This window comes from Mesonia ostreae (assembly GCF_031845265.1).
Classification (GTDB): domain Bacteria; phylum Bacteroidota; class Bacteroidia; order Flavobacteriales; family Flavobacteriaceae; genus Mesonia; species Mesonia ostreae.
Genome location: NZ_JAVRBG010000001.1, coordinates 204,570 through 227,666, shown reverse-complemented (window position 1 = coordinate 227,666; position 23,097 = coordinate 204,570). Strand labels below are relative to the sequence as shown.

The 23,097-nt window shown below is 34.9% G+C and carries 27 protein-coding genes and 1 tRNA gene; 8 read left to right on the top strand and 20 right to left on the bottom strand.

Annotated elements, in window-relative coordinates:
* Positions 1-95: 95 nt before the first annotated feature.
* From RLT85_RS01140 to RLT85_RS01090, 11 genes are all read right to left on the bottom strand, one after another.
* Positions 96-800, bottom strand: a complete 705-nt coding sequence (locus tag RLT85_RS01140; protein WP_311400205.1) for a TlpA family protein disulfide reductase — start codon at positions 798-800, stop codon at positions 96-98.
* A gap of 100 nt (positions 801-900) precedes the next feature.
* On the bottom strand, positions 901-1,416 hold the full coding sequence (locus RLT85_RS01135; RefSeq protein ID WP_311400204.1) for a tetratricopeptide repeat protein: 516 nt from the start codon (positions 1,414-1,416) through the stop codon (positions 901-903).
* A gap of 76 nt (positions 1,417-1,492) precedes the next feature.
* Entirely contained in the window at positions 1,493-2,263 is a 771-nt protein-coding gene (locus RLT85_RS01130; RefSeq protein WP_311400382.1) for a class I SAM-dependent methyltransferase, read from the bottom strand.
* The gene (locus RLT85_RS01125) at positions 2,263-2,850 is read right to left on the bottom strand and encodes an HNH endonuclease (protein ID WP_311400203.1); all 588 of its coding nucleotides are present in this window, start codon (positions 2,848-2,850) and stop codon (positions 2,263-2,265) included. Before RLT85_RS01125 ends, RLT85_RS01130 begins: the two co-directional genes overlap by 1 nt.
* Positions 2,825-3,628 (bottom strand): type I methionyl aminopeptidase, encoded by an 804-nt coding sequence (gene map / locus RLT85_RS01120; protein ID WP_311400202.1) that lies wholly within the window; start codon positions 3,626-3,628, stop codon positions 2,825-2,827. Before map ends, RLT85_RS01125 begins: the two co-directional genes overlap by 26 nt.
* Positions 3,629-3,634: 6 nt before the next feature.
* Complete coding sequence (locus tag RLT85_RS01115; protein WP_311400201.1) at positions 3,635-4,045, bottom strand: BT0820 family HAD-type phosphatase; 411 nt, start codon at positions 4,043-4,045, stop codon at positions 3,635-3,637.
* A 5-nt stretch (positions 4,046-4,050) separates the two neighbouring features.
* Positions 4,051-4,650 (bottom strand): TlpA family protein disulfide reductase, encoded by a 600-nt coding sequence (locus RLT85_RS01110; protein WP_311400200.1) that lies wholly within the window; start codon positions 4,648-4,650, stop codon positions 4,051-4,053.
* Complete coding sequence (gene gpmI / locus RLT85_RS01105; RefSeq protein WP_311400199.1) at positions 4,647-6,158, bottom strand: 2,3-bisphosphoglycerate-independent phosphoglycerate mutase; 1,512 nt, start codon at positions 6,156-6,158, stop codon at positions 4,647-4,649. Before gpmI ends, RLT85_RS01110 begins: the two co-directional genes overlap by 4 nt.
* A gap of 68 nt (positions 6,159-6,226) precedes the next feature.
* Positions 6,227-6,967 (bottom strand): M15 family metallopeptidase, encoded by a 741-nt coding sequence (locus RLT85_RS01100; RefSeq protein WP_311400198.1) that lies wholly within the window; start codon positions 6,965-6,967, stop codon positions 6,227-6,229.
* Entirely contained in the window at positions 6,964-7,404 is a 441-nt protein-coding gene (locus tag RLT85_RS01095) for a GNAT family N-acetyltransferase (RefSeq protein WP_311400197.1), read from the bottom strand. The genes RLT85_RS01100 and RLT85_RS01095 overlap by 4 nt, the downstream gene beginning before the upstream one ends.
* 1 nt (position 7,405) lies before the next feature.
* A complete protein-coding gene (locus tag RLT85_RS01090) occupies positions 7,406-7,693 on the bottom strand; it encodes a GNAT family N-acetyltransferase (RefSeq protein WP_311400196.1) in 288 nt (95 codons plus the stop codon).
* 173 nt (positions 7,694-7,866) lie between these two features.
* On the opposite strand from RLT85_RS01090, the gene RLT85_RS01085 reads away from it, so the two are divergent.
* A tRNA-Gly gene (locus tag RLT85_RS01085) sits at positions 7,867-7,939 on the top strand.
* Positions 7,940-7,972: 33 nt separating this feature from the next.
* On the opposite strand, the gene RLT85_RS01080 is transcribed toward RLT85_RS01085, so the two are convergent.
* Together RLT85_RS01080 and pepE are read right to left on the bottom strand one after the other, a co-directional pair.
* Complete coding sequence (locus tag RLT85_RS01080) at positions 7,973-8,884, bottom strand: glutaminase (RefSeq protein WP_311400195.1); 912 nt, start codon at positions 8,882-8,884, stop codon at positions 7,973-7,975.
* A complete protein-coding gene (gene pepE / locus RLT85_RS01075; RefSeq protein ID WP_311400194.1) occupies positions 8,884-9,588 on the bottom strand; it encodes a dipeptidase PepE in 705 nt (234 codons plus the stop codon). The genes RLT85_RS01080 and pepE overlap by 1 nt, the downstream gene beginning before the upstream one ends.
* Before the next feature lie 102 nt (positions 9,589-9,690).
* On the opposite strand from pepE, the gene RLT85_RS01070 reads away from it, so the two are divergent.
* The 7 genes from RLT85_RS01070 (at position 9,691) to RLT85_RS01040 (ending at position 15,917) form a co-directional block, all read left to right on the top strand.
* The gene (locus RLT85_RS01070) at positions 9,691-10,482 is read left to right on the top strand and encodes a BamP family beta-assembly machinery protein (protein WP_311400193.1); all 792 of its coding nucleotides are present in this window, start codon (positions 9,691-9,693) and stop codon (positions 10,480-10,482) included.
* A gap of 30 nt (positions 10,483-10,512) precedes the next feature.
* The gene (locus tag RLT85_RS01065; protein WP_311400192.1) at positions 10,513-11,286 is read left to right on the top strand and encodes a BamP family beta-assembly machinery protein; all 774 of its coding nucleotides are present in this window, start codon (positions 10,513-10,515) and stop codon (positions 11,284-11,286) included.
* An 85-nt stretch (positions 11,287-11,371) separates the two neighbouring features.
* Entirely contained in the window at positions 11,372-12,157 is a 786-nt protein-coding gene (locus RLT85_RS01060; protein ID WP_311400191.1) for a carboxypeptidase-like regulatory domain-containing protein, read from the top strand.
* Positions 12,144-12,650 (top strand): DUF6702 family protein, encoded by a 507-nt coding sequence (locus tag RLT85_RS01055; RefSeq protein WP_311400188.1) that lies wholly within the window; start codon positions 12,144-12,146, stop codon positions 12,648-12,650. The genes RLT85_RS01060 and RLT85_RS01055 overlap by 14 nt, the downstream gene beginning before the upstream one ends.
* A gap of 27 nt (positions 12,651-12,677) precedes the next feature.
* Positions 12,678-14,993: a M1 family metallopeptidase gene (locus RLT85_RS01050; RefSeq protein WP_311400187.1), complete on the top strand. Its 2,316-nt coding sequence runs from the start codon at positions 12,678-12,680 to the stop codon at positions 14,991-14,993.
* 69 nt (positions 14,994-15,062) lie between these two features.
* Positions 15,063-15,335 carry a Sec-independent protein translocase subunit TatA/TatB gene (locus RLT85_RS01045; RefSeq protein WP_311400186.1) on the top strand — a complete coding sequence of 91 codons (273 nt, stop codon included), beginning with the start codon at positions 15,063-15,065 and terminating at the stop codon, positions 15,333-15,335.
* Positions 15,336-15,341: 6 nt separating this feature from the next.
* Positions 15,342-15,917: a phosphatase PAP2 family protein gene (locus tag RLT85_RS01040; protein WP_311400184.1), complete on the top strand. Its 576-nt coding sequence runs from the start codon at positions 15,342-15,344 to the stop codon at positions 15,915-15,917.
* On the opposite strand, the gene RLT85_RS01035 is transcribed toward RLT85_RS01040, so the two are convergent.
* The 7 genes from RLT85_RS01035 to kynU form a co-directional block, all read right to left on the bottom strand.
* Positions 15,894-16,535, bottom strand: coding sequence for an O-methyltransferase (locus tag RLT85_RS01035; RefSeq protein ID WP_311400183.1), 642 nt, complete (start codon positions 16,533-16,535; stop codon positions 15,894-15,896). The genes RLT85_RS01040 and RLT85_RS01035 overlap by 24 nt on opposite strands.
* Entirely contained in the window at positions 16,535-17,617 is a 1,083-nt protein-coding gene (locus RLT85_RS01030) for an amidohydrolase family protein (protein ID WP_311400182.1), read from the bottom strand. The genes RLT85_RS01035 and RLT85_RS01030 overlap by 1 nt, the downstream gene beginning before the upstream one ends.
* Positions 17,618-17,640: 23 nt before the next feature.
* A complete protein-coding gene (locus tag RLT85_RS01025) occupies positions 17,641-19,098 on the bottom strand; it encodes an aldehyde dehydrogenase (RefSeq protein WP_311400181.1) in 1,458 nt (485 codons plus the stop codon).
* Positions 19,085-19,516 carry a RidA family protein gene (locus RLT85_RS01020; RefSeq protein ID WP_311400180.1) on the bottom strand — a complete coding sequence of 144 codons (432 nt, stop codon included), beginning with the start codon at positions 19,514-19,516 and terminating at the stop codon, positions 19,085-19,087. The genes RLT85_RS01025 and RLT85_RS01020 overlap by 14 nt, the downstream gene beginning before the upstream one ends.
* An 80-nt stretch (positions 19,517-19,596) precedes the next feature.
* Entirely contained in the window at positions 19,597-20,358 is a 762-nt protein-coding gene (locus RLT85_RS01015) for a 2-keto-4-pentenoate hydratase (RefSeq protein WP_311400179.1), read from the bottom strand.
* 26 nt (positions 20,359-20,384) lie between these two features.
* Positions 20,385-21,782 carry an FAD-dependent oxidoreductase gene (locus RLT85_RS01010; RefSeq protein WP_311400178.1) on the bottom strand — a complete coding sequence of 466 codons (1,398 nt, stop codon included), beginning with the start codon at positions 21,780-21,782 and terminating at the stop codon, positions 20,385-20,387.
* Between the two features lies 1 nt (position 21,783).
* Positions 21,784-23,052: a kynureninase gene (kynU, locus tag RLT85_RS01005; RefSeq protein ID WP_311400177.1), complete on the bottom strand. Its 1,269-nt coding sequence runs from the start codon at positions 23,050-23,052 to the stop codon at positions 21,784-21,786.
* Between the last annotated feature and the right edge of the window lie 45 nt (positions 23,053-23,097).

Genomic DNA, 23,097 nt, shown 5'->3' with positions numbered 1-23,097 from the left:
TTCTTTTTTCGGAATAAAGATTTTTTACTCCACAAGCTGCGTTCTAAATGACAAACAAAGATATTACCAACACACTGCTAAACTGTCTAGAGTTCTCAATCTAAAGTAAACGGAGTATTTGCCAGAAGCTCTTCCTCGTGAGCCAAGATCTCTGAAACTCCCGAAGATAAACTGTTGAAATTAAGATTGTAAGAATTTTCGAAAGGATCTGTATATGGAAGTTTTGCCGTACGATCAATATGAATTATTTTCTTATCAGAGCCTATAAAAAAGGTGGTAGGAAAACCCAAAGAATGCTTCATTGTCTTTACGATATAGGCATCTTTATTTTCTAATTCATCTACATATACAATATCGATAAATCGTTTATAATCGGAGATAACCTCTTTTACCTTTTTTTTCTGATCCCAAAAAAGAACAATAAAATCAATTTTATCTTTGTATTTTTTTGCCAGTTCATTGAGTGCAGGTATTTCGCCTTTCCCCGGAACACACCATGAAGCATATGTGGTTAAGTAAATTGGTTTTTTAAAATCATTGAAGCATTTCCTGCTTTTTTTGATACAATTGATATTAAAATTATCAATATAAGTACCTGCGAGATGATTTTTTACAATAGAATCGAACAAGAACTCTGCGTATTCTGTATTCCTTTCTCGGTAGGCCTTTTGTGCCTTCTTTTTATATTTGGGCACATGAATCCCTACAGCTTCAGAAAAAAATACCTTTCTTTCCTGTGTTTGAGCTGCAACAGATACACTAAATAAGCCAATACATAGAATTTGTAGAAATAATTTCACACTTATTCTGTTAAGATTCACTTGAAGATACAAAAAATCCCGACAAAGCCGAGATTTTTTGTTAAATAAATGATTTAAGTGTGTATTTTTAGTAAGAAATTTATATTTTTTTCATTTGCTGTTTCATCATTTTGATTTGATCAGCAAGCATATCATGCTTATCTGCTTTTTTAGCCTCCTTCAACAGCATTTGTGCTTCTCGTTTTCTTCTTTTAGACATAGCAATACCCGCTAAGTTTAGTTTGGCCATCGCTAAATCTTGACTCATAGAAAGTCCTAATTTAATGGCTTTCTTAAAATACTTTTCAGCTTTGGTCATATTTTTTTGAGAAAACATAAGACCGTGTAAATAGTAATAGTAACCTTGTTGTTTGGTAGTTAAAGCAGCTTCAGGATCTTTAATTTTATCCAACCATTTTTTTGCACCTTCAAAATCTTGCTTTCTCAAACGCATAAAAGCCAAAAGAATCATTTCATTTTTGAAGTATAAAAAGACAAAAATTCCCGCAAGCGGAATGAGAGCAATCCCGTTTCCTATATTCCCTTCAATAAATTGGTACACTGCAAATGCGATGATCGCGGCAGCTAAAAAAAGTTTTATATTCTTGTGATACATGATCTCATTTTTAGGAAGCGCAAAGGTATAAAAGAAATGAAAATTTTGACTATTTATATGTGAAGTATTCTAGTTTTTAAATAGGTTTACGACAAACCGGTAGAATTTCTTTTGAATTAATGCGATAGCGGTCAATTTCTGCTGAAGTAAGCTCATTGCCAAGACAGATTTGCTCTACCTCGAAACCTTTTGCTTCTAGCTTCGTAAAATAATCTTGACCATAAATTCGTACATGATCGTATTGACCAAAAATTTCAGCTCTTTTTTTTGGATCGGTAATGCTATCATCTTCAAAAGTGATTTCTCGTTCTAGATCTTGCGGAATTTGCAAAATAGCAAAGCCACCAGGTTTTAAAACCCGATACAATTCTTCCATAGCCACATCATCATTCGGAATATGCTCTAGTACGTGATTGCAAAAAATAACATCATAACTATTATCTTTAAAAGGAAGCTCACAAATGTCGGCTTTTACATCTGCCAAAGGTGAATTTAAATCGGTGGTGGTATAATCTAGATGTTTTAAGTTTTTAAACTTTTTGTAAAATGCCTGTTCTGGCGCAAAATGAAGCATTTTTCGCGGCTTGATGAAAAAGTCTGTTTTTCTATCTAGATATAACCACAATAAACGATGCCTTTCTAAAGATAAGGTGGAAGGTGATAATACATTAGAACGTTGATGCACATATCCGTAAGGTAAAAAAGAAGAAAAACTTTTACCGTCAATAGGATCTGTATATTTATCACCCCTAAGACCAACCGCCAAAATGGGTTTTGCCAAATAACTTAATTTAATAAGTATAGGCCTGGGAATGTGGTTTAGAATAAACCGAAATCCTTTTTTGATCATACTTTTATATCAGCCCAGTTTTCTCCAGTTTTAATACGGTGCAATTGCATTTCTGAAACTCCAAATTGTTTGGCCAGTACTTTTAATCTTGTTCGTCTATTAGGATCTAAAAGTTTTTTCTTAAGAATAGTTGCTTGGCCAAAACTGAGTTTAGAGAAGCTTCTACTTTTACTTTTTCTTTTTGCGATAACTTTTGGATTATTGTCTTGATGAGCTTCCCATTGTTTTCGGTTTACCCATTGCAAGTTATTTAGATTATTATCGGTTTTATCATAATTTTTATGAATTACAAATAAACCATCCTCTGGCTTTTCCAGAAAAGCTTTTGCCATTATCTTATGCGTATAGAAATTATTTCTTTTTCCGTTTTTTAAACGTGTATTAAAGATAGGATAGCCATTAATTTTGCTGCCTTTAAGAATTTTTCCCCCTTTACTCCTTACAAAATTCATTATCCTGCCTTTGCTAGAAAGGGCTACTTCATAGCCTTCTGCCCAGTTATCTTCAAAATAAAATTTCCATTCTTCTAAGAGATTATTGTTAAGATAGAAACTTTCTTTATTTTCTAAATTCTCTTTCTTCATCACTTTCAATTCCTAAAGATTCATAAATGTAATCAAATGTCGATAAGAGCTCTGGCTTACCGTCTACTAATGCTACATCATGTTCAAAATGCGCACTAGGTTTACCATCTCGAGTAAGAATTGTCCAACCATCTTTAAGTTGTTTTATATTCTTTGTTCCCATATTAATCATAGGTTCTATGGCAACGACCATTCCTTCTACAAATTTCTTTCCTCTTCCTCTTTTTCCGTAATTGGGCATTTCTGGATCTTCATGCATTGTTTTTCCTAAACCATGTCCTACCAATTCTCTTACTACACCGTAACCGTGGTCTTCGGCATATTTTTGAATGGCATAACCTACATCGCCCACACGATTTCCAATTTTAAACTCTCTAATTCCTTTATATAAAGATTCTTTGGTTGCTTGTAATAATTTTTTCACTTCTTCATCCACTTCTCCCACGGCAAAAGTATAAGCGTGATCTCCATAAAACCCATTTTTAATTGCTCCACAGTCAATAGAAATAATATCTCCTTCTTGCAGCGGCTCATCATTAGGTATCCCATGAACAACTTGTGCGTTGGGACTCATGCATAGAGAGTTGGGGAAGTCATAAAGACCTAAAAAACCGGGAATGGCACCTTCAGATCTTATAAAATCTTCCGCAAGCTTATCCAATTGTAAGGTGGTAACACCTGGTTTTACTTCTTTAGCAATCACTCCAAGAGTTTTAGATACTACTAAAGCGCTCTCTCTCATTAATTCAATCTCTTCTGTGGTTTTAGTTATAATCATATACTTTTATTTAAGAAAGGAAAATAAACCTTTCTTTTTTTTAGGTTTTAAATGTTCTGGTTTTTCCTCTAGGATTATTCGATAGATTTCACCCCATCCCACTAATCCTCCAATATTTCTATCATCGATAAAAAGATCTGCATTGATTTTTCTACTTACTTTAGAATCGTATTCCTCCTCTGGAAAACTTTGATTCACAGCATAGAAAACAACACCGTGTTTTTCACAAAATTTTACAGCCTCATCTAGCTCTTTTCCGTATCGGTACGTCCACAAAATCAATCGGTGACCTTTTTCTTGAAGCTTTTTTAAAGTTTCAAAAGCAAAAATAGTCGGTTCTCCAATTTTAGGATACTTATTTTCTACAATGGTACCATCAAAGTCGACTGCTATCAATAAGGATTTATTATTTGTCATAATATTTAATCTGCGTAACTATTTGTATAAGGCTGGTTGGTTACAATTTTTAAAATATCTTCTTCTAAGGATTCTTGTGGAAATTCTACAAAACGATTTACTTCTTCTCCATTTTTATCAATAAAAATAATGGTAGGAACAAAGTCTATGTTGTACTCTTTTTCGTATCCTTGTTTTGTTGTTTTATATAAATCAGTAGTGATTACCTCCAAGTTATTTTGATTGTAATCTATTCTATCTAATAATTTAAAAAATTTTGGAATTTCGCGCCTACTATCGGAACACCAGGTTCCCATAAATACCTTTATACTGTAGTCGTCAATATTTTTATCAATTTTATCTACAGTTTCTTGATCTGGATCGTAAGCTTCATAGCCAGGCATAAACCAAACTTTTAAAATTCCAGATGTAAGATCCTCTTCGGTAATAATTCCTGTGTACTCCTCCTCTTGCGGAGAAATTTTTACTTCGGAAGAATTTTTTGCCTCTGTTTTTACACTTGTAGTTACACTTGTAGTATGTGTAGTTTCTTTTTGCACCTCTTCATTGCTTTTGCAAGAAAAGAAGGCTAATGCGACGATTAAAAAGAGGCTTGTTGTTTTCATACTAGTAAACTATTTTGCGTCATCAACTCGGGTTTATTGACCTCCATGAGCTCTAAAAGGGTAGGAGCAATATCGCCTAGAATTCCGTCTTTTATTTGTTTTTCTTCCGAAGAAATTAAAATAACAGGTACAGGATTGGTAGTATGTGCTGTATTGGCAGAACCATCTTCGTTTTTCATCTTCTCGCTATTGCCATGATCTGCTAGGATAATAAAGTTATAATTCTCCATTCCCGCTTCTACCACTCTTTTTAAACAAGCATCAACAGTTTCGCAAGCCTTAACCGCTGCGTCAAAATCACCAGTGTGTCCTACCATATCTGGATTAGCGAAGTTAATACAAATAAAATCTTTATCGTTGTCTTCAATCTTATCTACGAGCTTATCGGTTAATTCTACCGCACTCATTTCGGGTTGCAAATCGTAAGTTGCAACCTTTGGCGATTGTACTAAAATGCGTTCTTCTCCTTTAAACGGTGTCTCTCTTCCGCCAGAGAAAAAGAAAGTAACATGAGGGTATTTCTCTGTTTCTGCAGCTCTTAACTGGGTTTTTCCTACATATTCTAGGGTCTCTCCCAAAGTTGCTTTGATGTGATCTTTATTGAATACCACGTTAATATTAGAAAAAGTATCGTCATAATTGGTCATCGTCACAAAATACAACGGAAGCTTCTTTAAATTATATTGAGCCACGTCTTCCTGCGTCAAAGCGTGCGTTAATTGCCTACCTCTATCAGTTCTAAAATTAAAGAAAATGACAACGTCTCCTTTTTCAATGGTATGAGTTTTTCCTTCCGTATTTACTAAAATGGGTTCTAAAAACTCATCGGTTATATCTTTCTCATAACTTTTTTGAATATGACTTAATACAGAAGAAGTTTCTTCTCCCACGCCATTTACTAATAAATCATAGGCTTTTTTGGTTCTTTCCCAGCGTCTATCACGATCCATAGCATAATATCTTCCAATGACAGAAGCTAAAGTACTATCCGTTTTCTCTAAGTCACTTTGTAAATCTTTTACAAAACCTAATCCCGACTTAGGGTCTACATCTCTACCATCGGTAAAAGCGTGTACGTATTTATCTTTAACGCCAAACGTGTGCGCAGACTCTAACAGTCCCTTTAAATGATTGATGTGAGAATGAACTCCGCCATCACTAAGTAAACCTATAAAGTGAATAGGTTTCTCGTGACTTATCGCATAATCAAAAGCCTGTTCTAAAACAGGCTCTGAGCCTAGAGATTTATGCTCTACGGCTTTATTTATTTTGGCAAGATCTTGATATACAATTCTTCCTGCTCCCAGATTAAGATGTCCTACTTCGCTATTTCCCATTTGCCCCTTAGGCAAGCCTACATGTTCCCCATCGGTGCGCAATAAAGCGTGTGGATATTTTTTATATAAGGAATCTATAAAAGGAGTATTGGCTCGGTCTACAGCAGATACACTCTTATTGCTTGTCTCTCCCCAGCCATCTAAAATGACTAAAATAGCTTTGTTCGACATGATTTTGTTTTGTCGCAAAGTTAAAGAAGTTAGTGCTCTTTCTCATATAAAGTTATGCTAAAATTACTTTACGGAAGTAATGCCGGATTAATATCTAAAATATGCTCTTTTTTATACGTATTTAAAAACGATTCCGTTAAAAATTCTCTTCCTCTAAGATTTGTATCTTGAGTGATGATTTTTTTAAAATCTATATCTTGATAGGCTTTTAACATCGCTACAGAAGTTTTCTTATAGGAGAAATGCCATGGTTCAGGATAAAAACCTTTTCTCTTGGGATTATCTGTGTACACTATATAAAAGCCAAATTTTTCACTGTGTTTATTTAGCCAGATTTTCATATCGCAATAAGGACCATCTTCACTATAATTTTTCGGCATTAAAACATTTTTAGGCTGCTTGGCGTTGGCATCAATAATATCGATGTCGGTTCCCCAATGATGTCTAGAAGTTCCTGGAATGGTAGAGTATTCAATAATTTTATTGACCGCATCTTTTCCAGATAAACCTTGTTTGGTATACCGATTAAATTTAGCATTAAAAATTTGTGTTTGTCGTTCGTAGCTGCGATAAGCAGAAACAATTTGAATATGAATCCCTTCCTTTTTAGCTTTGGCTTGCATCTTTAAAAATGCTTTGTTTACTTCTTTCCGAAGTTGATAATTTTTACCATAAAATGATACATTCGCTTTTCCTGTAAGTTCTTCTATTGTGAATTCTTGCAGCCAAAGAGAGCTCCAAAAAGAGACTGGAAGTAGGCTAACTGCGGCTGTGCCAGTACTTTTGCTTATAAAATTTCTTCTATTCATAATTCTTTATACATCAAAAAATGATTGCCTACGTCTTCAATGAGGAACCCATTTCCTTTTACGGAAAAATCAAATTTTTCATAAAATCCAATGGCCGTTTCTCTAGCATTAAACCACAGAATGTCAGCATGTTTTTTTTGAGAAATATTGATCGCTTCTTCTATTAATAATTTACCTAATTGCTTTTTCTGGAATTCGGGCAAAACCGCCATTCCGCGCAAGCGTAATTGAGAAAGATCGGGGAAATCTGGATGTGCATCTACCATTAAAGTAGCAATTCCTGCCAATTTATTTTCGTAAAAAAGACCTAAATGAATGCTTGACGAAAGTTCATCTCCAGGCATTTTACACATTTCTATAGGCTTTCCTTCTCTAAGTACTTTTTGGCGTATAGGTAAAACTACCGCAGCATCTACTTCTTTCATTTCTATGTTCAACTTATGCTCTTATTTTTTGATAGGCTTCGTTTTCATCAAATTTTACTTCAGCAAAAGGACAAAGCGGATCTATTTTATAATTATTCTCCTTAGCATACATAACTATATATTCTACTAATTTTGAAGCCAAACCTTTTCCTTCTTCCGCCTTTTTGGTTTCGGTACGATCAATAATCAAAATATTGGGTTCCTTTTTTACGTAAGTGAGTTCAGATACTATTTTATTCTCTAATTCTAAATAAAAAATGCCATTGGTTTCATTCTCTTTATGCTTAATTGATTGATCCATAAGTAGAAATTTTTTTAAAATTGATATCCATCTTTTGTTCTAATTTTTTGTTCTAATTTAGAGTTATTTTAGAAAAGATATATGCTTGGATTGCAAAATAAATCAATTTTATAAAAAAATTAAATTTTTATTTGCTTCAAATTAAAGATAGTTACTATATTTGCCCTCGCAATGCGGGAGTAGCTCAGTTGGTAGAGCGTCAGCCTTCCAAGCTGAATGTCGCCAGTTCGAACCTGGTCTCCCGCTCTAAAGCCTCTTTCTTAAGAGGCTTTTTTTATGTTAAAAAATAGATAATCCAGTAAGACTAGTCAATTCTTCTAGAGCGCGCATTCCTTTTTCAGAATTTCCGTTAGGGTTAAGTTTAGGACTCCAAACTGCCACCGTGTAATGATGCGGATGAATCGCTACAATACCACCACCAACACCACTTTTTCCTGGTAAACCTACTCTAAAACTAAATTCTCCTGCCTCATCATAAAAACCACAAGTTTGCATAATAGCGTTAATTCGTTTAATACTTTTAGGTTTTAGTATTCGCTCTTGAGTTCCTATATTTTTTCCGCTATTTGCAAACATCATAAAGGCTTTTGCTAATTGACTGCAGCTCATAGCAATAGAACATTGGTAAAAATAAAAATCTAAAATGTCGTCTACATCGTTATTGATGTTTCCCAAAGCCTTCATATAATTCACTAAGGCTACATTTCTATATCCGTGTTTTTTCTCAGAAATAGCCACTTCCTCATCGTAATAAATATCATCATCTTGAGCTAGATGTCTTACAAATTCTAACAGTTCTTCTTTGGGATTTTTCAAACAACTCAGCAAAATATCTGAAATTACCAAAGCCCCAGAATTAATGAAAGGATTTCGTGGTATTCCAGCTTCCATTTCTAATTGTGTAAGAGAATTAAAAGGGTTTCCTGAGGGTTCTACATCCACCCGATGCCATATTTTGGTTTTATGCATTTTAGCCAAAGCTAGACTAAACACTTTAGAAATACTTTGTATAGAAAACTTCTCTTCGCTATCGCCAATGGAGTAATCTTGTTGATTGATACAATGCAGGTGCATTCCAAACTTATCGCCGGGAACAAAAGCAAGTTCAGGAATATAATCGGCTACTTTTCCTTCATGCTCAAAAGTTTCTAAATCTTTTTCAATTATATTTAAAAGGGTTTGATAATCCATTACGATAAGTTTTTAAAAGAATGATTAGGCTTCACTTCTATAGCTTCTTTCTGCGGAATAAACACGCGAGCGTTTAAGTCTCCTTTTAAAACTAAATCTTGATCTTTTATGCGAATCCAGCTTCCTTCCCGCAACCCAACAACAGGAATCTTGTGCTGCTGCTGAAATTCTTTTATCCTCGTTTCTCTAGTTTCTCCTTTATGGGTAGAATTAGGGTCTGGATCTAAATAATGCGGATTGATATTAAACGGAAATAATCCCAACGTGTCAAACAAAGGCGGGTGAACAATAGGCATATCATTGGTGGTATGCATCGTTTTTCCGCAAATGTTACTGCCTGCACTAGTACCCAAATAAGCACATCCTGCTTTTATTTTATCGCTTAAGTTGTTCATAAGATCATTTTTGTACAATTGGGAAACCAATAAGAATGTATTTCCCCCGCCAGTAAAAATTGCTTGCGCATTTTCAATCGCTTGCTTGGGATTTTCTTTTTCGTGCAATCCCACAACGTCAATATTTAAAAACTTTAATCCTTCCTGCGCTTTTTTAGTGTATTCCTTATGAGAAATACCACCGGGTCTTGCGTAGGGGATAAAAATTATTTCTTTCACTCCTGTAAATAATTCCGTTAAGGCATCATGAAAATAACCTAAATAGCTACTACCGTGAACAGTAGAAGTACTGGCAATAATACAATTCATATATCGATTTTTTTTATGTAAATTTATAGTATTGAAAAGCTACAAAAAAGAAATTTTACTCTTTTAAGTTTTCTATAAGATTTACTTAAAACCCTAAGCATTATGAAAAAAGAATTATTATTACTGATTTTTTTGCTGAATTTAAGCTTTATTCAAGCTCAAATTGAAAATCGCGTATTTATTAAAGGACAAGTGAGTGTAGATAGTTATATGGATGCTGGAGATATTAATATTTATAATATGAACACTACCGAAGGGGTCTCCACCAATAAATACGGCGAGTTTATCATCAAGGTAGGCTTAAATGATAGGCTTATGGTTTCTTCTATACAATACCAAAAATTTATAGTAACTATAGATGCGGGAGTTCTTAAGAATAAAACCATTAATATAAAAATTAGCGAGGCCGTTAATGAATTGGAGGAAATAACTCTAAAACCTTATGATCTTTCTGGAAATGTACAAGCTGATGTTGCTAAGATTACGACCGTAAACGTAGATCGTACAAAATTATCTTCGGAAGAAATGGTAAATACCTACGCTTATAAGTTTAGAGACGATAAAGATTCTAAAGTGGAGAATATCGCCATGGATAAAGGTTACCTCACCAACGGTCTTAATTTTGCTAATATTTTCAGAACCATATTCAATTCTAATACAAAAGAGAGAAAGCTTACGGCAGAAGATATGGATGTATCTGTAAGAAAAGTATATAACGACGATTTTTTTAAGCGTAACCTAGATGTAAAGAAAGAAAATATAAATGAATTTATTTTCTACGCACAAGAAAATGGATTGGAAGAGCGCATGCTAGAAAAAGGCAATGAATTGGATCTCATTGAGTTTTTAATTGAAAAAAGCAAAGCCTACAAAATGCAACAACAAGAAAATTAAAGCGTCTTTAAGAGAGAAGTAACTCTTTTTATGTTAAAAAACTACCTTTTTCTCCTTATATGTATTTGTAGTTTCTGGGAAACTAATGCGCAAAATAACCAAGAATTTTCTGGAACTATTGTAGCCGATTCTATTGCAGAAATTCAGGTGAATATCGTCAATTATACGAATAAATTGGGAACGGTAAATGCCGCTTCTGGTAAATTTTCTATTCAAGCAAGCGAAGGAGATAAGGTTATTTTTTCTTCGGTAAAATATGAACCTCATACCGTAGAAATTACTTCAGAAATGCTTCAGAAGAGAAACAACCAAATCATTCTTTTTCTAATGGTGAATGAGCTGGAAGAGGTAAATATTTCCTCCTTAACTTTAACAAGAGATTTATTGGCAGATGCTAATAATATGGAGTTACAGCCTATCTTAAGCGCCCAAGATTTGGGCATCCCCATTAGAACTGCTCCTAGGTTAACTGTGGAAGAACGCAGGCTTTATACAGCAAGTTCTGGCGGACCTATAGGAGTTTTAATTGATGTCCTTAGCGGAAGAATGGAAATGCTAAATAGACAAAAGAAATATGCAGATTTAGAACTGCTTATTCAACAAAGCAAGCACTTGGTTCCTAATAATTTCTTTGTGGAAACCCTAAAGATAGATCCTATTTTGATAGACGATTTCTTGTATTTCTGTTCTAATCAAGAAGAATTTAAAACAACCGTCAATCAAAAAGATCCTTTTGTGATGATTGATTTTTTTAGAAATCAAAAAACAGCATACAAGAAATTTAAAAAAGAAAATTCTGAATAGTTTTTTCTGAAGCAGAATTATATCGTTTTCCTTCGCAGCAGAAGCCTTTTGTAATGAAAAATAACACCATAGAACGAGTAAAATTATGAAATCACACATTCCTGTCTTAATTGCTTTTTTGTTGTTTTCAGGAGCTATTTACGCGCAAAAAAGAGTTTTTTCTGGAAAAATTATAGCGGACTCTATTTCAATTAGAGAGGTAAATGTGGTGAATCTAAATTCTAAAAAAGGAACCATAAACAATGCGAATGGGAGATTTCAAATTTCCGCGAAAGCAGGGGATACTTTATTTTTTTCTTCTTTGCAATATGAACCGTATCAAATTACCGTCGCTGCGGAAGACTTTACAGGAGAAAAAAGAATCTATTTATTGCCCTTGGTGAATGAGTTGGAAGAAGTGAATATTTCTGATCTTTATCTAACGGGATTACTCGATAAAGATGTAGAAACTATAGAAACTCAGCCTTATTTAAATGCGGCTAGTTTTGGATTACCCGTAGTAAAAAACAGATCTACTCTAGCCGAAAGAAGAATTTACACTGCAACCATTACCGGCGGCGGAATTATTCCTATAGACCCCATTATTAATTATTTCTCGGGGAGATTGGCGATGGTATACCGTCAATTGGATTACGAAAACGAAAAAGCAGCGATGGAAAAAGCTTACTACATTTTTCCAATTGATTTTTACACCGAAGAATTAAAAATACCAGAAGCTCTAATCGAAGATTTTATTTATTATTGCATCGGTTTTAAACCTTTTAAAGATTTGATAGTCAAAGAAAAGCCCACTTTAGCTTTAATCAAGTTTTTAAAAGAAACCGCTATGAGCTATCATAAATTTAAAGAAATTAATATTGAAACACCTTAAGAAACTTATTTTTTTACTTTTAATCTGTTCCTGCTTTTCTTTTAGAGGAACCCATAAGTTTTACTTAAGTGTTACCAATGCAGAATATGTGGAAGAATCTTCTTCGGTTCAACTCATCACTCGCATTTTTGTAGACGATTTTCAGAAATTACTTCAAACTCGCTATGACAGTAAGGTAGAGTTATTAAGAGATCAAGATCTTGCAGTAAACAATGCTTATATTGAGAAGTATTTCAGAAAAAAATTAAAGATAAATACTCATAATCAAGATCTTAAACTTAATTTTATAGGAAAGCGCTATGAAGACGATTTGATTATTTGTTACTTTGAAATTGAGAAGGTGAGAGAATTTTCTTCGGTAAAAATCACGAACCTACTGTTAACTGATTTGTTTGAAGATCAAAAAAACTTGGTTCATTTTGAAAAACATGGCGAAACAAAATCACTTTTGTTCGTGAAGGATAAACCAACAGATGTAATAAAATTTGATTAAAACCATCAATACTTAAAACTATATTTTATGAATAGAAAATATTTTAAAATAGCAATTACCTTCATTTTTGCCATGGCAAGTGTGACTGTTTTTGCGCAGGATACACCTGAAAAAGAAGAAGCAAAACAAGGACACACCAACACCAATAAGTTTAGACAGTTGTACCAAGAGTTTGCAACTCCCAATCAATATAGAACAGCTTCTGGAGCTCCAGGCCCGGCATATTATCAAAATACCGCCGACTATGATATGGAAGTGGTTTTAGATGATAAAAATCAGAAATTATATGGGGAAGAAACGATTACGTACACCAATAATTCTCCAGATAAGTTGGAATATCTATGGGTGCAATTAGATCAAAATATACGAGCAAAAGATAGTAAATCTGAACTACAAAACGGCAATGGAATTTCTGAGGTGAATCAAACCGGTCGTTTTGTTTCTCAATTTATAGAAGAGCCTTTTGATGGAGGTTTTAATATAGAAAAAGTAACTCAAAACGGATCTCCGCTAAATTATAGCATCAATCAAACGATGATGCGTGTAGATCTTCCTAAGGTTTTAGAGCCGGGAGATGATATAGAGTTTTCTATAAAATGGTGGTATAATATTAATGATCACGTAAAGAATAGAGGCCGCTCTGGATATGAATTCTTCGAGAAAGATGGCAATTACGCTTATGTGATTGCTCAGTTTTTTCCAAGAATGGCAGTTTATAACGATGTAGAAGGGTGGCAAAACTATCAATTTTGGGGTGACGGTGAGTTTGCTTTACCCTTTGGAGATTATAAAGTAAAAATTACCGTTCCTGCAGATCATATTTTAGATGCTACAGGGAAATTGCAAAATAGAAAAAATGTTTTTTCTAAAACCATGATGAATCGCTACGAGCAGGCAAAGAAATCTTTTGATAAGCCAGTAGTAATTGTAAACCAGAAAGAGGCAGAAAAAGCTGAAAAGGGTTTTTCTAACAGGACTAAAACTTGGGAGTTTGAGGCCAATATGGTAAGAGATTTTGCTTTTACATCCTCTAGAAAGTACATTTGGGACATGCAAAATGTCAAAATAGGAAATCGTGAAGTGATGGCAGTTTCTTTGTATCCTAAAGAAGGAAACCCATTATGGGAAGAGTATTCTACCAAAGCAGTTGCGCATACGTTGACAAGTTATAGCGATATGACTTTTGATTATCCTTACCACAAAGCAATTTCGGTTCATGCCAAAAATCAAGGGATGGAATATCCTATGATTTGTTGGAATTATGGACGTCCTAATGAAGATGGAACCTATAGCGAGCGCACCAAATTTGGAATGGTGAGTGTAATTATTCATGAAATAGGACATAATTTTTTCCCAATGATTGTGAATAGCGATGAACGCCAATGGGGATGGATGGATGAAGGTTTAAATACCTTCTTGCAGTTTGTATCTGAACAGAAGTTTGGAAAGAGATTTCCTGAAGCGATTGCGCCCTTAGAAAACTATCCTTCAAGAAGGGGAGAACCTTCAAAAATCACCAATTACATGAAGGGGAATCAAGATTTTATTAGTCCTATTATGAGTAATCCAGAGCAAGTTCATCAATTAGGGAATAATGCTTATGGTAAACCTGCGACAGCCTTAAACATCTTAAGAGAAACCGTGATGGGAAAAGAAATGTTTGATCACGCGTTTAAAATTTATTCTAAAAGATGGATGTTTAAACACCCAACACCAGAAGATTTCTTTAGAACCATGGAGGATGCTTCAGGGATGGATTTAGATTGGTATTGGAGAGGCTGGTTTTACACCACAGATTTTGTAGATATTGGAGTAGAAGACGTAAAATCTTACTATGTAACAGACGCGCCAACAAAAGCAGGTAAAGAAATGTTGGAGCGCTATGGGGTCGAAGATCCTTCTCAAGTGGATGCTTTGTACGTGGTAGAAGAAGATAGCGACGAATTTACTTCAGCAATGAAAAGTAAATCTACAGAAGAAAATGCGCCTAAGTTAAAATCTTTTATGATGGATAACTTTACGGAACAAGAACGTCAAAATATGACTATTCCTAAACATTTCTATCAAATTAAATTCAATAAGCCAGGAGGTCTTGTAATGCCACTTATCGTAGAATATAAATATAAAGATGGTACTTCAGAAAAGATGACGTATCCCGCACAAATCTGGAGAAAAAATGATAAAGAAGTAACTCGCGTATTGGCTACCAATAAAGAATTAGAGTCTGTAATAGTAGATCCAGATATGGAAACTGCAGATGTAGATACTGCCAACAATTCTTGGCCTCAAAAAAAGGAAAGTAACGAGTTTGAAAAATTTAAAAAAGAGAAAAAGAATGATTAATACGGAACAGATTTAATTTTTAAGCTGACTTTAACGAGTCAGCTTTTTTTTTCATGTTATATTTGTCTCATGCAAATACTACCTTTTTTTATAAGTGGTGCCGAGATAGCCTTTATCGTTTTTATATTGGTGATGGTATTTGGCGCAGATAAAATTCCTGAAATCGCTAGAGGATTAGGGAAAGGCATACGCACTGTTAAAGATGCGACCAATGATATTAAATCAGAAATTACTTCTAATAAAGAAATAGGAGAAATGGGCGGTAAGAATATTAAGGAAGAAGTAGATAAGGTAAAACAAGAAATTGACGAAATTACAGGTTCCATTAGTAGAAAGCGATAATCACCTATGATTGGACAGTTGAAGCAATGGGATCGTGACCTTTTTATTTATCTTAACGGATTAGGAATAGAACGCTTTGATGACTTTTGGATTTTTGTCACGCAAGAACAAACTTGGATTCCTCTTTATATTTTATTCTTTGCATTAGTAATCATTTCTCACAGCGGAAAAAATATTATCATTGGCATACTCTCATTTTTAGCCAGTTTTGCCGTTAGTTTTGGGGTAACGCGTGTTATTAAAGCTACTATCGCTAGAGTGAGACCCAATAATGTTACCGAGTTTAAAGATGTAATAAGAATACTTCAAGAACCAAGTTATTATAGTTTTGTTTCTGGACATACTTCCACGTCTGTAGCTATTAGTACGTTTTTAGTTTTGATGTTAAGAAAACGATGGAAATGGATTTATATCATCTATCTATGGCCAATTTTATTCGCTACCAGTAGAATTTATGTGGGAGTACACTATCCTGGCGATATTTTAGGCGGAGCTATTGTTGGATTAATTTGCGCTATTATTGTGTATCTACTCTATAAAAAACTTATCGATACCAAATTAAAGTACCCGGGTAACAGTTAATCCATCCCGAATAGGTAAAAGTACTGTTTCTACTCTTGGATCTTTATTAAGTAGCTTATTGTAATGAAGTAAAGCTTCTGTGTCTACATCTCCTTTTTTTAAAGTTTCTATTACTTTTCCGCTCCACAACACATTATCTGATAAAATAATTCCTCCAGAATTCATTTTTGGTAAAATAAGTTCAAAATAATTGGGATAATTTTGCTTGTCGGCATCAATAAATACCAAATCAAAGTTTTCTTCTAGATTAGGAATAAGATCTAAAGCATCTCCTAAATGCTGATGAATTTGACTTCCCCAAGAAGAATGATTAAAATACTTACGTTGAAAATCAACCAACTCCTCGTTTTTATCTATGGTATGTAAAACTCCGTTAGTTTGCATTCCTTCCGCTAAGCATAAAGCAGAATACCCCGTGTAAGTTCCTATTTCCAATATGTTTTTAGGCCCAATAAGCTTTGCTAACATACTTAAAACTCTACCTTGAAAATGGCCACTTAACATACGTGGCTGCAAGATTTTTTGATACGTCTCTCGATGCAACTGCTGAAGCAATTCGGGTTCTTTTTGAGAATGCTGCTCTATATAATGATTAAGTTCTTCCGATAAAAAATGCATTAGCCCGTGATTCGTTTTACCAATTTATCTTTAGCTTCTTGATCATCACCACACAACCACTGAATCACGTTATTTTCCCAAATATCATCACATTGAATTTGTGTTAAAATATCTCTTTCTACGGCTAAATCTAATATTTTGCCAGGATAAGAAGATTGCTTCTCACTATCCATTTCTCCCAATGGATAAGGATCATCTAAACCAGCAATAATTTGTTTTGGTTTTTGATTTTCTACCAATAATTTTAAAGAACCTGTGTCGTGTACCAAGGTATCAAAAAAGATATTTTTATGGCCTACAGATTTCCTCGGATGCGTTTTTCCCTCAAATAAATCAGCTCTACCGTCAAAACCTTGTATTCTTCTTCCTAGGTTAATTTGTGCTAATTGACCGCCGTGAGCAAAGCAAACACGCATATTAGGATATTTATCTGGGTAGCCATTTAGCGTTAAAAAGTGATACGCATCTGCACATTGAGCCAGCATCCATATTAAGTGAAAACGCCAAGACGTATTTTCTAGTAAAATAAATTTCTCTCCGTCATACGGGTGTATTTCTACCGCTAAATTATATTTACTTGCCATTTCAAAAATGGGCTCATTTTCTTCATCAAAAATACAACGCCATGTTCCAATACTGTCCATATAATGCGTTGGGAGACATAGCAACTGCATTCCTAATTCTTCTACACAACGTTCAATTTCCCACAAGGCTCCTCTCACAAAACCAGGATGTACTACAAAGCCACAGGTAAATTTAGAAGGATGATCTCGCTGCACTTTGGCATTAAAATCATTTTGAAAACGCAATGCTTTTTTCATTTCTTCTACGCGTAAACCATTTCCGTATAGTTGGGAAAGATTGAGAACTACCGCATGATCAATATTATAACGCTCCATCCATTCTAATTTTTCATCTAAAAAGAAACTAGAATCGGTCACAGGTCTTTTCCAGTTCTTTTGGAGCATATATTTACGCTCTTCATCTACCCAAAAGATTTCCTTTTCTTTCATAAAAGCAGGAATTTGATGTGGATAAGGTAATAAATGTGAATGTCCGTTGATGCGAAGTTTCTTTTTCATAGGATGCTTAGGTTATGTAGTGGTTAATGGGTTTCGTCGGCGTATTGTATACAAATATTTTTGGGTTCGGTAAAAAATTCTAAAGCATTGAAACCGCCCTCACGACCTACACCGCTATCTTTTATACCGCCAAAAGGAGTTCTTAAATCGCGGTTGAGCCATGTGTTTACCCAAACAATGCCTGCTTCTAGTGTATTGCTAAGTCGCATGGTACGGTTGAGATTGTTGGTCCAAACTGTGGCCGATAGTCCGTAGCGAACATCGTTGGCTAAAGCTAAAGCTTCTTTTTCTGAAGAGAAAGGCATGAGGGTTACTACGGGGCCAAAAATTTCTTGTTGGTTGAGGTCACAGGAATTGCTTTTCACTTCAATCACCGTAGGTTCTAGGTAGTAGCCATTTTCATGGTCTTTCACCTTTACTTTATTTCCGCCACATAAAATAGTAGCTTCTTGTTGAGGTGCACTATGAATGTGCTTGTACACTTTTTCTAAATGTTCTTTAGACACCAAAGCGCCTAAATTACTTGATGCTTCGGAAGGTGGTCCTACTTTCAATTTTTTTACTTCGGAAACAAAATCGGTTTTAAATTTTTCGTAGATGCTTTCTTCTACAAAAATTCGACTTCCGCAAAGGCAAATTTGTCCTTGATTGGCAAAAGAAGATTTGAGTGTAGTTTGTAGCATTTTATCATAATCGCAATCGGCAAAAATGAGGTTAGGATTTTTTCCGCCAAGCTCTAGAGATAATTTTTTAAACATGGGCGCTGCAGTTCTAGCAATCATCTCACCAGTTTTGGTGCCTCCTGTAAAAGAAATAGCCTTAATTTCTGGATGTTCTACAATCGCCTGCCCAGTACCTGGACCAGTGCCGTGAACAATATTTAACACGCCCTCTGGCAAACAGGTTTCTTTACAAATTTTACTTAGTAAGAAAGCCGTCATTGGCGTGATTTCACTCGGTTTAGCTACCACGCAATTCCCTGCGGCTAGAGCTGGCGCTATTTTCCAAGAGAATAAATACAAGGGAAGATTCCACGGAGAAATGCAACCCACCACACCTATAGGTTTTTTTAATGTAAAATTGATGCTATTGGTGCCTACAGTTTCGTGGGATTTACTGGCAAACTGTGTAATGGCTTGGGCGTAAAATCTAAAGTTACTTATGGCTCGAGGAATATCAATCGTTAGCGCCAAACTTAAAGGTTTGCCGTTATCTAATGATTCTGCTTCCGCGAAAGCGATGAGGTTTTCTTCAATTTTATCGGCGATTTCATGAAGGGCATTACTACGTTGCTCTACAGTATATTGTGACCAAATGGGAAAAGCTTTTTGTGCTGCTTCTACCGCTAGCTCTACATCTTTTGCATTGCTAGCAGGTATTTTTGAGTAAACTTCCCCATTGGCAGGATTGTAATTATCCAACCATTTATTGTTCAATGAGTTTTGAAGTTTGCCGCCAATAAAATTTTTAATGTCCTGCATAAGCTTGCTTTTTATAAGCCATCACCTTTATTTCTACCAATAAATGAGGATGTGGTAATTGGTGAACGGCAACGGTGGTTCTGGTAGGGCCAGTTTCGGGCTCAAAGAATTCGCCGTAAGTTTCATTGTAACCTTTAAAATCGTTCATATTTACTAAAAAGCTGGTCACGTCTACCACATCTTTTAAACTCGCTCCTTCTTGCTGAAGAATACTATCTATATTCTCTAATACCGCAGCGGTTTGTTTTTTGATATCTAGACTTGTGGTTCCCATTTCGTCTACTTCTACGCCTGCAAATGTATTATCAGCACGACGTGAACTGGTTCCTGAAACAAAGATAAAATCTCCCACTCTTTTAACGTGTGGGTATTTTCCTCTTGGTTTTGCTTTGCCTTCAATTACTTTTCCTTTATCCATAATTGTATTTTTTTAGGTAAGAGGCGGAGTTTACATATTGTGTTCTCTCAACTTATTTCCCAAATCTTACCATCTCACTTTTACTTGGTTTGAAATGAAATATTTCCTAAATCTTCTACGTGCGCTTCTATATGCTGATTATTTTCTAAGTAAACCGCTGCAGTCGCTGCTCCCGCTAAAACCACTTGTCCTTTTTGAATTATGATTCCTGCTTTAGAAGCCAGCCTACTTAATTCTACTAAAGATTGAAGCGGATTGTTAAGTATAGCCGATGTTTTTCCAGACTGTACTACTTCTTTATTGATACGTAAGTCGATATCTAAATCGGAAATTTCTGTATTTAAATTTAGCCAATCCCCAACTACATATCCTGTGGAAGAGCAATTATCTGCCACCACATCTTCTAAAGAAAATTTAAAATTTTCGTACCTAGAATCTATAATTTCTAAGGCTGGAGCCATTGCATCTACGTACTTGTGAATCTCTTTTAACCCAATAGACTCTTCAATGTCTTTAGAAATTCTAAACGCGATTTCTGGTTCTGCTCTTGGATGAATCCATCGGTCTAAATTCACTTCTTCTTGAGGCTTTAACTCCATTTCATCGGTTAAAATTCCCCAAATAAGATCGTGAACTCCCATTTGCTCCATTTTTGCACGTGAGGTAAATCCTAGTTTAAATCCTGTGATTTTCTCTCCGCGATCCAAACGTCTATTGATAGAATGACGTTGTATTTCATAGGCGTCTTCTAGGGAAAAGTCGTGTTTCTCACCCATTTGTCCTACTGCCGTTGCATCTTTTGCAGCTTGGTCAAGTATTTTTGCAATTTCTTCGTTATTCATAATAAATGGCTTTTGCTATTTTAAAATTAGTTTGTTTTTAAAACGGCATCTTCTTCTAATATTTCTTGCGTTTCCTTATTCACTAAATGAAGTTTTTCTTGTAAAGAAGCATTTTCATCTATTTTATCTTGAGCCAATAAATTTAAAATGGCTTTATCTTGTGCTCTTCCTTTTTTTAAGGCTTCAGAGTAGCTAATGTCTTCTTGGAAAGTCACCAGCCTATATTTTGAAGCATATTCTTTTGGAAATTCTTGCTCAAATGCAGTTTCTAATTTTCTTTTTTTCTGAAATATAGGTGCAGCGGTGTGCTCCTTCATTTCATGAAAATTATCAATAGCCAATTCAGCAATTGCATCGGTGTCTACTTTTCTCTTTTTCTGATATTCTTTAAAAACCTTTTGCCAGTCTCCTTCATAGTTATCTAAAATCTCATCAAAAACCACCACATCTTCAAAGGAAGCATTCATTCCTTGTCCGTAAAACGGAACAATAGCGTGAGCGGCATCTCCCAATAACATCACTTTTCCGAAGCTATTCCAAGGGGAACATTTTACGGTTCCTAATGGACTTGTAGGATTGTTGAAAAAATCTTCTGTTAGGGTAGGCATATGCGCTACCGCGGAAGGATACATCTTTTCAAAATAGGCTTTTACTTTTTCGGAAGTGTCTAGACTTTTAAAATTATCTTCTCCTTCTTCATAAGATAGAAATAGCGTTACGGTAAAACTTCCGTCAAGGTTAGGGAGTGCAATCACCATATTTTCGCCTCTTGGCCAAATGTGCAACGCGTTCTTTTCTATTCTAAAACCTCCATCTTTTGTGGCAGGAATAGTAAGCTCTTTGTAACCGTGAGACAAATAATCTTGAGAAAAGCTGAATAAGAATAGATTATCCTCTAACATGCTCTTTCTCACCACAGAGCCAGCACCATCGGTACCTAAAATAATATCGGCTTCTATGGTAGATTTTTCTTTACTTGTAAAATCTTCAAAAGTAGCTTTAGCATTTTGTAAATCTACATCGATACAAGCTTGATTAAATAAAATATTTACATCGGGCATTTTTTCGGCTTCATCAAGTAATAAAGCATTCAAATCTGATCTAGAAATGGAGTTGATGTATTCTGATTCTAATCCGCTATAGCGAGATAAATATTCTTCTTGTTCTAGATTATGAATCATTCTTCCGTGCATAGGAATACACAAATCTTTTGCTTTTCCTTTTAATCCAACAAGATTCATGGCTTTAATACCACGGTCTGAAAATGCTAAATTAATGGATCTTCCTGCAGAAATATCGGTGCTTCTTAAATCGGGTCTTTTTTCGACTAAGCTTACTTTATAACCTCTCTGAGCTAATCTTAAAGCGAGAAGACTTCCGCAGAGACCTGCACCAATCACTAGAATGTGTTCTTGTTCTTTCATATTATTTCAGTGATTTTTTTAGAATTTGAACCATACCAAATACATCTTGGTAAGAATTGTAGAGTGGGATAGGGGCAATTCTAATTACATTAGGCTCTCTCCAATCGCTAATTACTCCAGCTTTCATCAAATCGTTAAATAATTGTTTTGTAACTCCTTTAAGTTTGATGGAGATTTGTGAACCTCGCTCTTGCGGATTTGTAGGGGTAATCAACTCTATGCGATCATCCTTAATTTGGAGCAATAAATATTCTAAAAAACCAGTAAGTTTTACGGCTTTTTCTCTAATATTATCAAATCCTGCTTCATCAAATACATCTAAAGAAGCCCTAATGGCTGCCATAGATAAAATAGGCGGATTGCTTAATTGCCAACCTTCTGCTCCTGGAATAGGGTCAAAATCGTGACGCATATTAAAACGTGTAGACTTGTTGTGTCCCCACCAACCAGCAAAGCGTTTTAGATTTTTATCGTTGGCGTGTTTTTCATGTACAAAGCAGCCTCCCACACTTCCTGGGCCACTATTTAAATATTTATAACTGCACCAAACCGCAAAATCTGCTTCGCTATCGTGAAGCTGCGGCTGAATATTTCCTGCTCCGTGAGCAAGGTCAAAACCAACCTTACAGCTGTATTGATGCCCTAATTTTGTAATTTCTTTGATAGGAAAAGATTGTCCCGTATAATAATTGGTGGTTCCAATCATTACTAAAGCAATTTCATCACCTTGCTCTTTCATGATTTTCTCTAAATCTTCTAGTCGGCATAATTCCTCTCCTTCTCTAGGTTTCCATAAGACGAGTCCGTCTTTAGGATCTATATCGTGTAGTTTCAATTGAGATTCTACCGCATATTTATCTGAAGGAAAAGCATCACTTTCAATAAGAATTTTATATTTTTTTGAAGTAGGACGGTAAAAGCTGACCATCATTAAATGAAGGTTAACGCTTAAGGTGTTCATCATGACTACTTCACTGGATTTTGCTCCTACGATTTTAGCCATTTTTTCGGTTAAAAATTCGTGGTAAGGCATCCAAGGATGTTTGGCTTCGGTATGTCCTTCAACACCTAAATTAGCCCAATCGTTTAATTCTTCTTGAAGGTATTCTTTGGTTTTTTTAGGTTGTAATCCTAATGAATTTCCGCAAAGATAAATTTGCTGAGAGCCATCTGGATTGGTAGGAATATGAAATTGGTTTCTAAAATCGGCTAAAGGATCTTTTTGGTCTAATTCTTTAGCAAATTCTAGCGTGTCTTTATAGTTGGTCATTATTGATTATTTTCTAAACTGGTAGGTTTACTACAAATTTAGCAA

What these genes read in the sequence shown, in the direction of transcription:
- RLT85_RS01135 (WP_311400204.1), bottom strand. Translation starts at nt 1,416, where the DNA reads ATGTATCACAAGAATATAAAACTTTTTTTAGCTGCCGCGATCATCGCA.
- RLT85_RS01125 (WP_311400203.1), bottom strand. Translation starts at nt 2,850, where the DNA reads ATGAAGAAAGAGAATTTAGAAAATAAAGAAAGTTTCTATCTTAACAAT.
- map (WP_311400202.1), bottom strand. Translation starts at nt 3,628, where the DNA reads ATGATTATAACTAAAACCACAGAAGAGATTGAATTAATGAGAGAGAGC.
- RLT85_RS01115 (WP_311400201.1), bottom strand. Translation starts at nt 4,045, where the DNA reads ATGACAAATAATAAATCCTTATTGATAGCAGTCGACTTTGATGGTACC.
- RLT85_RS01110 (WP_311400200.1), bottom strand. Translation starts at nt 4,650, where the DNA reads ATGAAAACAACAAGCCTCTTTTTAATCGTCGCATTAGCCTTCTTTTCT.
- gpmI (WP_311400199.1), bottom strand. Translation starts at nt 6,158, where the DNA reads ATGTCGAACAAAGCTATTTTAGTCATTTTAGATGGCTGGGGAGAGACA.
- RLT85_RS01100 (WP_311400198.1), bottom strand. Translation starts at nt 6,967, where the DNA reads ATGAATAGAAGAAATTTTATAAGCAAAAGTACTGGCACAGCCGCAGTT.
- RLT85_RS01090 (WP_311400196.1), bottom strand. Translation starts at nt 7,693, where the DNA reads ATGGATCAATCAATTAAGCATAAAGAGAATGAAACCAATGGCATTTTT.
- RLT85_RS01080 (WP_311400195.1), bottom strand. Translation starts at nt 8,884, where the DNA reads ATGGATTATCAAACCCTTTTAAATATAATTGAAAAAGATTTAGAAACT.
- pepE (WP_311400194.1), bottom strand. Translation starts at nt 9,588, where the DNA reads ATGAATTGTATTATTGCCAGTACTTCTACTGTTCACGGTAGTAGCTAT.
- RLT85_RS01070 (WP_311400193.1), top strand. Translation starts at nt 9,691, where the DNA reads ATGAAAAAAGAATTATTATTACTGATTTTTTTGCTGAATTTAAGCTTT.
- RLT85_RS01065 (WP_311400192.1), top strand. Translation starts at nt 10,513, where the DNA reads ATGTTAAAAAACTACCTTTTTCTCCTTATATGTATTTGTAGTTTCTGG.
- RLT85_RS01060 (WP_311400191.1), top strand. Translation starts at nt 11,372, where the DNA reads ATGAAATCACACATTCCTGTCTTAATTGCTTTTTTGTTGTTTTCAGGA.
- RLT85_RS01050 (WP_311400187.1), top strand. Translation starts at nt 12,678, where the DNA reads ATGAATAGAAAATATTTTAAAATAGCAATTACCTTCATTTTTGCCATG.
- RLT85_RS01045 (WP_311400186.1), top strand. Translation starts at nt 15,063, where the DNA reads ATGCAAATACTACCTTTTTTTATAAGTGGTGCCGAGATAGCCTTTATC.
- RLT85_RS01040 (WP_311400184.1), top strand. Translation starts at nt 15,342, where the DNA reads ATGATTGGACAGTTGAAGCAATGGGATCGTGACCTTTTTATTTATCTT.
- RLT85_RS01035 (WP_311400183.1), bottom strand. Translation starts at nt 16,535, where the DNA reads ATGCATTTTTTATCGGAAGAACTTAATCATTATATAGAGCAGCATTCT.
- RLT85_RS01030 (WP_311400182.1), bottom strand. Translation starts at nt 17,617, where the DNA reads ATGAAAAAGAAACTTCGCATCAACGGACATTCACATTTATTACCTTAT.
- RLT85_RS01025 (WP_311400181.1), bottom strand. Translation starts at nt 19,098, where the DNA reads ATGCAGGACATTAAAAATTTTATTGGCGGCAAACTTCAAAACTCATTG.
- RLT85_RS01020 (WP_311400180.1), bottom strand. Translation starts at nt 19,516, where the DNA reads ATGGATAAAGGAAAAGTAATTGAAGGCAAAGCAAAACCAAGAGGAAAA.
- RLT85_RS01015 (WP_311400179.1), bottom strand. Translation starts at nt 20,358, where the DNA reads ATGAATAACGAAGAAATTGCAAAAATACTTGACCAAGCTGCAAAAGAT.
- RLT85_RS01010 (WP_311400178.1), bottom strand. Translation starts at nt 21,782, where the DNA reads ATGAAAGAACAAGAACACATTCTAGTGATTGGTGCAGGTCTCTGCGGA.
- kynU (WP_311400177.1), bottom strand. Translation starts at nt 23,052, where the DNA reads ATGACCAACTATAAAGACACGCTAGAATTTGCTAAAGAATTAGACCAA.